9 protein-coding genes are annotated in these 9,194 nt (G+C 65.8%); 8 read left to right on the forward strand and 1 reads right to left on the reverse strand.

Going from position 1 to position 9,194, the window contains the following annotated elements; all coding sequences use genetic code 11:
• From AUP43_RS02750 to AUP43_RS02775, 6 genes are all read left to right on the forward strand, one after another.
• The coding region (locus AUP43_RS02750) for an IS3 family transposase (protein ID WP_067552351.1) at positions 1-703 on the forward strand (703 nt) is incomplete at its 5' end.
• A 293-nt stretch (positions 704-996) separates the two neighbouring features.
• Positions 997-1,200, forward strand: coding sequence for a ParB N-terminal domain-containing protein (locus AUP43_RS02755; protein ID WP_067552354.1), 204 nt, complete (start codon positions 997-999; stop codon positions 1,198-1,200).
• Between the two features lie 488 nt (positions 1,201-1,688).
• The gene (locus AUP43_RS02760; protein WP_157089201.1) at positions 1,689-2,240 is read left to right on the forward strand and encodes an ImuA family protein; all 552 of its coding nucleotides are present in this window, start codon (positions 1,689-1,691) and stop codon (positions 2,238-2,240) included.
• On the forward strand, positions 2,176-3,681 hold the full coding sequence (locus AUP43_RS02765; RefSeq protein ID WP_067552359.1) for a Y-family DNA polymerase: 1,506 nt from the start codon (positions 2,176-2,178) through the stop codon (positions 3,679-3,681). The genes AUP43_RS02760 and AUP43_RS02765 overlap by 65 nt, the downstream gene beginning before the upstream one ends.
• The gene (locus AUP43_RS02770) at positions 3,681-6,887 is read left to right on the forward strand and encodes an error-prone DNA polymerase (RefSeq protein WP_067552361.1); all 3,207 of its coding nucleotides are present in this window, start codon (positions 3,681-3,683) and stop codon (positions 6,885-6,887) included. Before AUP43_RS02765 ends, AUP43_RS02770 begins: the two co-directional genes overlap by 1 nt.
• A 271-nt stretch (positions 6,888-7,158) precedes the next feature.
• Complete coding sequence (locus AUP43_RS02775) at positions 7,159-7,770, forward strand: flavodoxin family protein (protein WP_067552364.1); 612 nt, start codon at positions 7,159-7,161, stop codon at positions 7,768-7,770.
• 184 nt (positions 7,771-7,954) lie between these two features.
• Here the strand turns inward: AUP43_RS02775 and AUP43_RS02780 are convergent, their stop codons facing one another.
• Positions 7,955-8,197 carry a helix-turn-helix domain-containing protein gene (locus AUP43_RS02780; RefSeq protein WP_084462487.1) on the reverse strand — a complete coding sequence of 81 codons (243 nt, stop codon included), beginning with the start codon at positions 8,195-8,197 and terminating at the stop codon, positions 7,955-7,957.
• Between the two features lie 87 nt (positions 8,198-8,284).
• Between AUP43_RS02780 and AUP43_RS02785 the strand changes: the two genes are divergently transcribed.
• Both AUP43_RS02785 and AUP43_RS02790 read left to right on the forward strand, forming a co-directional pair.
• Positions 8,285-8,926, forward strand: a complete 642-nt coding sequence (locus AUP43_RS02785; protein ID WP_067552368.1) for a hypothetical protein — start codon at positions 8,285-8,287, stop codon at positions 8,924-8,926.
• A gap of 10 nt (positions 8,927-8,936) precedes the next feature.
• On the forward strand, positions 8,937-9,194 hold a 258-nt coding region (locus AUP43_RS02790), incomplete at its 3' end, for a hypothetical protein (RefSeq protein ID WP_157089202.1).

Below are 9,194 nucleotides of genomic sequence, written 5' to 3' on the forward strand. Positions count from 1 at the left end.
GGCCGCTTTGGAACAGCGGATCAAGGAGATTTGCCAGACCCGCGTGCGCTTCGGGTATCGGCGCGTGCATGTCCTGTTGCGACGCGAGGGCTGGCAGATCAATCAGAAGAAGACCTATCGAATCTACAAGGAGTTAGGCATGCAGCTCCGCAACAAGACGCCGAAGCGGCGGGTGAAGGCCAAGCTTCGCGACGACCGCGCCGAGGCTGTCGGCCCCAACGATGTCTGGGCGATGGACTTCGTGCATGATCAACTGACGACTGGCCGGAAGATCAGGGTTCTGACGGTCGTCGACACGTACTCCCGTTATGTACCGGTGCTCGATCCACGGTTCAGCTATCGGGGCGAGGATGTGGTGCAAACGCTGGAGAGGGTGTGCCGACAGATCGGCTATCCGAAGACGATCCGCGTCGATCAAGGATCGGAGTTCATCTCTCGCTACATGGATCTGTGGGCTTATCAACGGGGTGTCACGCTGGACTTCTCGCGGCCGGGGAAACCCACCGACAATGCGTTCATCGAAGCCTTCAACGGTCGGCTGCGGGCGGAATGTCTGAATGCCCATTGGTTCTTGAGCCTTGCCGACGCGGCCGAAAAATTGGAGGCTTGGCGCAGAGACTACAATGAGCAAAGGCCACACGGCGCGATCGGGAACAACGTCCCGGCGGCGCTCATGAAATCGGCACACGCAGCCAGCCCGTAATGCCGATCAAGGTCCGAAAACTCCACCCCTCACCGAGGGTGCATCCGGTAGCAGTTCAACGGTGACGAGACTCGACTTCTGAACGGACACAATCAGGGGAACAGGTCACCAGCCTTCCGCGCGGATGCCTGCTTTTGCGTCATCGCCATCACTTCGATCCGCTTGTGCAGGCAGGGTGATCCCCCTCCGCCCGTCCGCCCTTGCACCTTGCACCTTGCACCCCCCGGTCTCGCCGACGGGCATGGTTGCAGCGCAGCGCTGAGCTCCAACCCAAGCCCATGAAAGGAAAGACCATGACGACGAAGACACAGACCCCGACCGTTCCCGAACATGGCGAAACGGTTTTCATCCCGCTCAACAAACTCAAGAAGCACCCGCAGAACGCCCGGAAGACCCCGCACAGCAAGGCGTCCATCGAAGCGAAGGCGGCGAGCATCGCAGCCAAAGGCATTCTGCAAAATCTGGTGGGCCGGGTGGGATTCGAACACATACGCTAAAGTAGTTGGCTAGCGCTCGGCCACGACATAAGCATCGTCGGCTTTCGGGAGATCGCAAGAGGGAGTTGAACGACCGAAATTAAGCGCAAAGCTGCCGTTCGTTATTTCAAGTGTGGTAGTCGCCACTTGTTCTGGGCACCATACTGTGCGCACTATCCGAGTGTCCGCTCTTCCCGAGGCGGACATCAATAGCGCCCAGTCGCGGCTGGCCCAAAGCTGCCTTACATAGTGGCAATGTTTCGATGCCTCCTTGACTCTCGTTTGCCTAGATGCAGAGTCTAAATAGAACATTTCATGAACAAATAATCGATACGCTGCCGATGCCTACTTCCGCCATCAACCTGTCCGCGCTGCGCCGACGCCTCCAGGTCCTGGAGACAGGCGGCGGCGCGGCAACACGGTCGTCAGTGCCACTCGGCGATCCCATGCTGGACTTCTTTCTGCCCTGGCGCGGACTGGCGCGCGGCGGTGTGCATCAGCTGGAAGGCGTGCCAGGGGATGCCTCGGTGCAGGCCTTCGCCACCGGCCTGACCTCCCGTTGTGCCGGAGCAGACGGTCGAGCGCTCTGGCTCCGCCTGCGTCGTGACCGGCAGGAGACGGGAGAGCCCTACGGCCCGGGCCTGGCGCGCTACGGCCTGCCGCCCGACCGGCTGATGCTGGTGGAGGCCCGCGCGCCCTCTGATCTGCTCTGGGCCGTGGAGGAAGGGCTTCGCGGCGGCGCCCTCTCCGTAGCACTGGCCGAGGGCGTGTCGCCCGACGTCACAGCCTCACGCCGGCTGCAACTGGCGGCGGAGGCGTCGGGCGTCACGGCGCTGCTGGTCTCGTCCGGCCCGGTGCGGGCACGCTCGGTGGCGCTGACGCGCTGGCGGGTGACGGCGGCGCCCTCGGCGCGGGGCGTGCACCGCCCGCGCTGGCAGGTCGAGCTGCTGCATTGCCGGGGTGGCAAACCCGGTTCCTGGATCATGGAGTGGGATGATGCGGCGCTGGGTTTCGCTGTGGTTCCCGCATTGGCAAGCCGAGCATTGGCGCAGGCCGTCTGACCCTGGTGCGCCGCTGCGCGACCGGCCGCTGGCGGTGATCGCGCCGGCTCAGGGCGGGCTGCGGGTGACGGCGGTCGATGCGCTGGCGGCTGGGGAAGGCATCGTACCGGGCCTCCCCATCGCCGATGCACGCGCCTTGCTGCCGTATCTGGCTGTGCGCGAGGCCGATCCATGCGCCGATGCCGAGGCGCTGGCCCGGCTCGCCCAGTGGTGCGGCCGCTATAGCCCCCTGGTGGCGCTGGATGGTGCCGACGGGCTGCTGCTTGATGTCACCGGCTGCGCCCATCTGTTCGGCGGGGAGGATATTCTGCTGGCCGACCTGACCCGCCGCCTCACTGGCTTCGGCCTAACCCTGCGTACAGCCCTCGCCGACACCCCGGCGGCAGGCTGGGCCTGGGCGCATGCCGGGCCGGGTGGCGTGCTGCCGGAGGGTGTGGCACGGCAGGCGCTGGCCCCGCTGCCGGTTGCGGCGCTGCGCCTTCCTGACGGCATGGCGGCGGCGCTGGCGCGGCTGGGGCTGCGCCGTATCGGCGATCTGCTGGACCTGCCGCGCGCACCGCTCACCGCCCGCTTCGGCGATGCGGTGGCACGCCGGCTCGATCTGGTGCTGGGCCGGGCGGCGGAGCCGATCGCACCGCTGCATCCGCCGGCGCCGTTCCGCCGGCAGCTGGCTTTCGCGGAACCGATCGGCACCCGCGGCGACATCGACCGGGCGCTGGAGCATCTGCTGGACGGGCTGCTGGTCGATCTGGACCAGGCCGGGCAGGGTTTGCGACGCTGTGATCTCTCGGTCTTCACCGTCGATGGCGGGGTGCAGCGGATCGGCATCGGCACCGCCCGGCCGAGCCGGGAGCGCCGGCATGTGCTGCGCCTGTTCGCCGAGCGGCTAGAGGAGATCGATCTCGGCTTCGGCATCGAGGCCATGATTCTGGAAGCCCCGGTGGCCGAGATTCTGCCGGCGCAACAGGCGAGGCTGGAGGGTAGGTCTGCAACCGGAGAGGCTGACCTGGCCCGGCTGGTCGACCGGTTGCAGCAGCGCCTGGGCCGCCAGGCGGTGGTCCGGCTGGAGCCGGTCGACAGCCATATCCCGGAACGGGCCGTCACGCTGGTGCCGGCCCTGGCCCCGCCCAGCCATCGCCCCTGGATGGCGGAACAGCCGCGCCCGCTGCGCCTGCTGCCCAGCCCGGAGTTGATAGAGGTCACCGCCATGGTACCGGATGATCCGCCGCTCACCTTCCGCTGGAGAACGGTACTGCACCGGGTGGCACAGACCGAGGGGCCGGAACGGCTGTCCCCGGAATGGTGGCGCGACCGGCCCGGCACGCGGCTGCGCGATTATTACTGGGTGGAGGACCAGGAGGGACGGCGCTACTGGCTGTACCGCGAGGGTGCTTATGGCGAGCCCCGCGCCCCGCGCTGGTACATGCACGGGCTGTTCTGATGTATGCCGAGCTGCAGGTGACCAGCAATTACAGCTTCCTGCGTGGCGGCTCGCACGCAGCCGAGCTGGTCGAGCGCGCCAAAGCGCTGGGCCTCGCCGCCATCGGCATCGCCGACCGCAACAGCCTGGCCGGCGTGGTGCGGATGCATGCGGCGGCAAAGCCGGCCGGCATCCGGCTGGTGGTGGGCGCGCAGCTGGACTTCCGGGACGCGCCCAGCCTGCTCTGCTTCCCGCAGGACCGGGCTGCCTATGGCAGGCTCTCCAGCCTGCTGACGCTGGGCAAGCGCCGCGCACCCAAAGGGACGTGTTATCTCGACCTGGCCGATCTGGAGGCCCATGTCGAGGGTCAGCAGCTGGTGGCGATATGTGACGATCGGCCGGATGATGCCTTTGCCGCCCATCTGCGCGAGCTGAAGCGCCGCGCTGGCAACCGCCTGTCGCTTGCCGCCTGCCATCTCTATCGCGGCGATGACAAAGCGCGGCTGAAGGCGCTGGGTGATCTCGCCGATTCGGTCGGCGTGCCCCTGCTGGCGACCAATGACGTGCTCTACCATGCCCCCAGCCGGCGACCTCTCCAGGACGTCCTAACCTGCATCCGCCAGGGCTGCACCATCGACACGGCCGGCGCCCGGCTGCTGGCCAATGGCGAGCGCCATCTGAAGGACCCCGCCGAGATGGCCCGGCTGTTCCGTGACCGGCCCGAAGCGCTCCGCCGCAGCCTGGAGATCGTGGAAGCCTGCCGCTTCAGCCTGGACGATCTGCGCTACGAGTATCCGGCCGAGCCGGTGCCGCCGGGCGAGACCGCACAGATTGCGCTGGAGCGCCTGACCTGGGAGGGGGCGGACAAGCGCTTTCCCGGCGGCGTGCCGGAGAAGGTACAGGCCACGCTGCGCCACGAGCTGGCGCTGATCGCCCAGCTTTCCTATGCGCCGTATTTCCTGACCGTTGCCGACATCGTCCGCTTTGCCCGGTCGCGCGGCATTCTCTGCCAGGGCCGCGGCTCGGCCGCCAACTCCGCCGTCTGCTACTGCCTGGGCATCACCGCCGTCGACCCCGACACGCATGAGCTGCTGTTCGAGCGCTTCGTCTCGGCCGAGCGCAACGAGCCGCCGGACATCGATGTGGATTTCGAGCATGAGCGGCGCGAGGAGGTGATCCAGTATATCTATGCCAAGTATGGCCGTGAGCGCGCCGGCCTCGCCGCCACCGTCATCAGCTACCGGCCGAAGAGCGCCCTGCGCGATGTCGGCAAGGCGATGGGCCTGTCGCAGGATGCCGTCGGCGTGCTGTCGCGCACTGTCTGGGGCTGGGGCGCGGAAGGCATTGAGGCGGACCGTATCCGCGAGGCGGGGCTGAACCCTGCCGACCGGCGGCTGCGCCTGGCGTTGCGGCTGGCCCGCGAGATTATCGGCTTCCCGCGCCATCTGTCCCAGCATGTCGGCGGCTTCGTCATCACCAGGGGCCCGCTGCACGAGATGGTGCCGATCGAGAATGCGGCGATGCAGGACCGCACCCTCATCGAATGGGACAAGGATGATCTCGACGCGCTGGGCCTGCTGAAGATCGACGTGCTGGCGCTCGGCATGCTGACCTGCCTGCGCAAGGGCTTCGACCTGCTGCGGCAGCACAAGGGCAGCGATCTCGATCTGGCGACCATCCCCTCTGAAGACCCCGCCGTCTACGACATGCTCTGCCGGGCCGATTCCGTTGGCTTGTTCCAGGTCGAGAGCCGGGCACAGATGTCGATGCTGCCACGCCTGAAGCCGCGCCACTTCTACGACCTGGTCATCGAAGTCTCCATTGTCCGTCCCGGACCGATCCAGGGCGACATGGTGCATCCCTATCTGCGCCGGCGGAACGGCGAAGAGCCGGTCGCCTACCCGTCGCCCGAGCTGGAGCGGGTACTGAAGCGCACGCTGGGCGTACCGCTGTTCCAGGAACAGGCGATGCAGATCGCCATCGTCGCCGCCGGATTCACGCCCTCGGAGGCCGACCAGCTGCGCCGCGCCATGGCAACCTTCCGCAAGGTCGGCACGATTCAGTATTTCGAGGAGAAGATGATTGAGGGCATGGTGGCCCGCAGCTATGACCGGGGTTTTGCCGAGCGCTGCTTCGGCCAGATCCGCGGCTTCGGCGAATACGGCTTCCCCGAGAGCCATGCCGCCAGCTTCGCCCTGCTGGTCTATGCCTCCTCCTGGCTGAAGTGCCATCACCCGGCGATCTTTGCCGCCGCCATCCTGAACAGCCAGCCCATGGGCTTCTATGCGCCCGCCCAGCTGGTGCGCGACGCCGCCGAGCATGGCGTCGAGGTGCGGCCGGTCGATGCCAATCACAGCCAGTGGGATTGCACGCTGGAGCCGGGTGATGCCGGCCTGGCGCTGCGTCTCGGATTCCGGCTGATGAAAGGGGCCAGGGAGGAGGAGATCGAGCGGCTGGTTGCCGCACGCACCGCGCCCTATGGCAGCATTGCCGAACTGCAGCGCCGCACCGGTCTCAGCCCTGCCAGCCTGGAGCGGCTGGCCCGGTCCGATGCCTTTGCCGGGATGGGCCAGGACCGCCGTGCCGCCCTCTGGCAGGTGCGGGGGCTGGATATCTCGCCGCTGCCGCTGTTTGCGGCGGCGGATACGGTGAAGCCGGAGCCCGCCGTGACGCTGCCCGCCATGGCACTGGGCGAGCAGGTGGTGGAGGATTACGCTGTCACCGGCCTCTCGGTGAAGCGCCATCCGCTGGCCCTGCTGCGCGACCGCCTCACGGCCGACCGCATGCGCGCCTGCGCCGAGCTCGCCACCCTGCCCAGCGGGGCCAGGGTGTGCGTTGCCGGGCTGGTGCTGGTCCGCCAGCGCCCCGGCACGGCATCCGGCGTCATCTTCGCCACGCTGGAGGATGAGACCGGGATCGCCAACATCATCATCTGGCCGAAAGTGTTCGAAGCCCACCGCAAGGCGCTGCTCGGCAGCCGTCTGCTCGGGGTCGAGGGGCTGCTGCAGCGCGAGGAGAGCGTGACGCATGTGATCGCCCACAGGCTCATCGATCTGAACCATCATCTGGCGGCGCTCGGAGATGTGGCTGAGGCGGGTGGTGCCGGCGGGGCTTTTACCGGGGCGATCGCTCGGGCCGATGAGGTGCGCCGGCCGGGGGTTGATCACAGGCAGAAGCAGGTGACGACGGCGGAGGCAGTCATGCCGAAGGGGCGGAATTTCAGGTGAGTTCTAATGTTGTCGAGCACAGGGCAAGGGCAATGTCGCCGAGATGCTGGGTAACCCCTTCTGGCGCGCGTAAAAGCTACGTCCAGAGCCCGCTGATCGAAGCCTTTTGCATGGGTGAATTGTCAGACCGGTTTCTACGCGGCCGGCCGCAGGCAAATTTGAGCCGCGCCGAAACCGCAATCGGTGAATGGTTTAGTCAGACGAGTGATTCCTAAGGAACAAACTTCTGTCTGCCGTCATTGGCAATTGAACAGCAAACGGAGATCCACCTATGACACTCACCGCTCTTGGTATCAATTGCACGCTCAAATCTGGCCGAACCGACGAGATATCTTCCACAGACACGATGTTGATGCTGATCATGAAAGCTCTCGCCAATCACGGAGTGACTGGTGACATCGTCCGCGCGGTAGATTTCAACATCAAACCGGGCGTCACTTCAGATGAAGGGCCGGATGACGAATGGCCTGGATTGCGCGAGCGCGTACTCAAGGCCGATATTCTTATCCTTGGAACGCCGATCTGGCTGGGCCAGCCCTCCAGCGTTTGCAAGCGTGTGCTAGAGCGATTGAATGCCTTTCTGTCCGAGACCGATGATAAAGGGCGCATGATTTCCTACGATCGGGTGGCTGGCGTTGCCATTGTCGGAAACGAAGATGGCGCACATCATGTCTCGGCGGAACTGTATCAGGCGTTGAACGATGTGGGCTTTACCCTGCCAGCCAATGCCGTGGCTTATTGGGTCGGCGAGGCGATGGGGTCTACTGATTTTAAGGAGTTAAAGAAGACGCCAGAGAAGGTGGCGGAGACCGCTACTACGCTCGCGCGCAACGCGGCGCACCTGGCGAACCTATTGCAGGCCAAGCAATATCCAGGCGACTGATCAGCAACGAATTGCTGGGGAAATGACTGGGCATAGTCCCCGGAACATTAAACCTTTAGATTGTACGGCATAATGATGATTCTCGGCTTGGTCGGGCCATCGTGATGACCACCGCAGCCGCCTGACCCTTGCCGACGAGAATCGAGGCGTGATACGGCGGCACTGGGAATGAGGTTAGCACCCCTCACCCCCGGCCGAGCCATTCGCGCATGATGTCGAGCGGGTCGGCGCCGATGGCGTCGCAGTAGCGCACGAGGTCGATGACGTCGAGTCGGCGCTGGCAGCGTTCGAGCTTGGAGATGCCGGCCTGGTTCTTCTTCAGGCCATAGGTCAGGTCGTTCTGGGTGAGGCCGGCGGCGCGGCGCCTGGCGATCAGCAGCTCGATCAGTCGCCGATAATCCCGATCTGATATGTCGCGCGCGCCCACCTGTCTCTCCCGCCGGGTGGCATTAGGAATTGACACTCCTAAGGGGCTGTGGAGAATTATTCCGTATTGGACTATACGGAGGCACGCATGTCCCTTACCCCGACTGGTCATCCCACCCGCGATCAGATCGCCGCGACCCTCGCGCCGATGATCCGCGACACGCCCCTCGCCCCGGCCGCCCAGGCCGCAGGACACGACCGGGCCTTCGCCATCCGCTCGCTGACCAAGGCGCTGCTGGATTGCTGGAACGGCGCCCGCGGCCGGCAGGAGAAGGTGCCGTTTGCTTTGACGCCGAGACTCTATCTGCAGCTGATCGAGCAGAGCGGGTTGCGCTGTGCGATAACCGACATGCCGTTCTCGGCTGTCCGGCTGTCCGGCGCGCGCAAGCGGCTCTTCGCCCCCAGCCTGGACCGGATCGACCCGAAGCGCGGTTATGTTGCCGGCAATGTCCGCTTCACCTCTGTCTGGGCGAATCTGGCACGCAATGACGCCGAGGATGATGGCATCATGGCGATCATGGGCCTGTCGATCGCGCGCCGGGCCGGGGCCAGGCTGACAGCGGTGCAGACGGCGCAGATCGACGATATCATCGTCTGCAATGCGCCCTGGTCGGTTGACCCGGCCTGCGGGAGCGGCGGCCTGTTCCAGCTGCACCAGTTGCCGGAGCCCGCGCCGAAGACGCAGGTGCTGCTCTTTGCCCCGCCGAGGGCCAGGAAGCGGGCTGCCTGAAGGAGGAGCCATGGACGAGACCGCGCTGCCGCCACCCTCGCCAGCTCACCGGCATCATTGTCGATGCGGGACCTTCCGGATGATGTTCCCCCGGCCCCAGCTGAGCTTCCCTGAACATTTGCAGCAGGAAGCCCGGGAGACGGCCAGTCATTGGCTGACCCATGGCAATGGCCGCCATGATCCGGTCTTCCGCTATGCCGAGAGCGGTCTGCAGGCTCGGCGCTTCCTGCGTACCGGCCAGTATCTCGCCGTGGTGGCGCCCTTCGAT

It is taken from the genome of Oceanibaculum pacificum (genome assembly GCF_001618175.1).
Taxonomy (GTDB): Bacteria; Pseudomonadota; Alphaproteobacteria; order Oceanibaculales; family Oceanibaculaceae; genus Oceanibaculum; species Oceanibaculum pacificum.